Annotated in this window: 1 protein-coding gene; it reads left to right on the top strand. The window is 32.4% G+C overall.

Annotated elements, in window-relative coordinates:
• Positions 1-124 precede the first annotated feature (124 nt).
• A partial coding sequence (locus tag NE054_RS08305) for a nickel-dependent hydrogenase large subunit (RefSeq protein ID WP_297890524.1) occupies positions 125-1152 on the top strand: 1028 nt, incomplete at its 3' end.

Here is a 1152-nt window from a genome sequence, read left to right on the forward strand (position 1 = left end):
TCGGTCCTTACAAAGATGCAAATATAGAGGCATTAAAGGAAATTTTTGAAGAGAATGGATGGGACATAAAAGAGTTTGTAGAAAACACCCTAAACGCTTACAATCCTATATACTTGGAGGGATTATGGAAATCAGACCTTTAACAAGAGTTGAAGGAGAAGGCTCTTTAAAAGTCATTATAAAAGATGATACGGTAGTGGATGTTATACTTAACATTTTTGAACCACCTAGATTTTTCGAATCTATCCTAAAAGGAAAAAGATTTGATGTTATTCCTGATATAACCGCAAGGATATGTGGTATCTGCCCTGTAGCCTATCAGATGAGCTCAGTTCAGGCTGTTGAGAGTATATTTGATGTTAAAGTATCAAAAGAAGTTGAAAATTTAAGAAGAGTTTTTTATTATGGAGAATGGATTCACAGTCATGCAATTCACGTTTTTTTTATGCATCTTCCGGATTTTTTGGGACTAAACTCATTTTTTGAACTCTTAAAAACTAATCCTGATTTATCAAAAAAGGCTTTGTTTATAAAACAAACAGGTCAAAAAATTCTTGAAATCATTGGAGGTAGAGCAGTCCATCCTGTCACTGTCCAAGTAGGTGGTTTTACAACTTATCCAAAGGAGATGGAATTGAAAGGGATTATTCCGGATTTAGAAAAATCTTACGAGTACAGTTTGGAGATTTTAAAATTTCTCTCAAAACTAAACTTTCCTCAGCACTTGCTTCCTAACAACATAATTTTTGTCTCTTTAAAAGAGGATGAATACTACCCTATACTCAAAGGAAAAGTATTCATATCCAATGGAACCATAATAGATAAAGACGAATTTTTATATTACTTTGAAGAATACGAAAAATCTTACTCTACCGCAAAGTACAGTAAAACAAAAGACGAGCAAACGTACATTGTGGGGCCTATAGCAAGATTCAACAACTGTTTTGAATACTTAACTGAAAATTCTAAAAATTTAGCCTTAAAATATAACTTGAATCCACCGGAAATAAACATGGCAAAAACAATCATGATAAGGATGATAGAAGTATTGGATAGCATAGAAAGGTCTATACAGCTTATCAAAGAGTATAAGAATGAAGGATTAAGAAGCAATGAATGTAAAAGAAAAGGTAATGTATGTCAATTGATTTT

The sequence above is a fragment of the Sulfurihydrogenibium sp. genome (assembly GCF_027448985.1).
GTDB lineage: Bacteria > Aquificota > Aquificia > Aquificales > Hydrogenothermaceae > Sulfurihydrogenibium.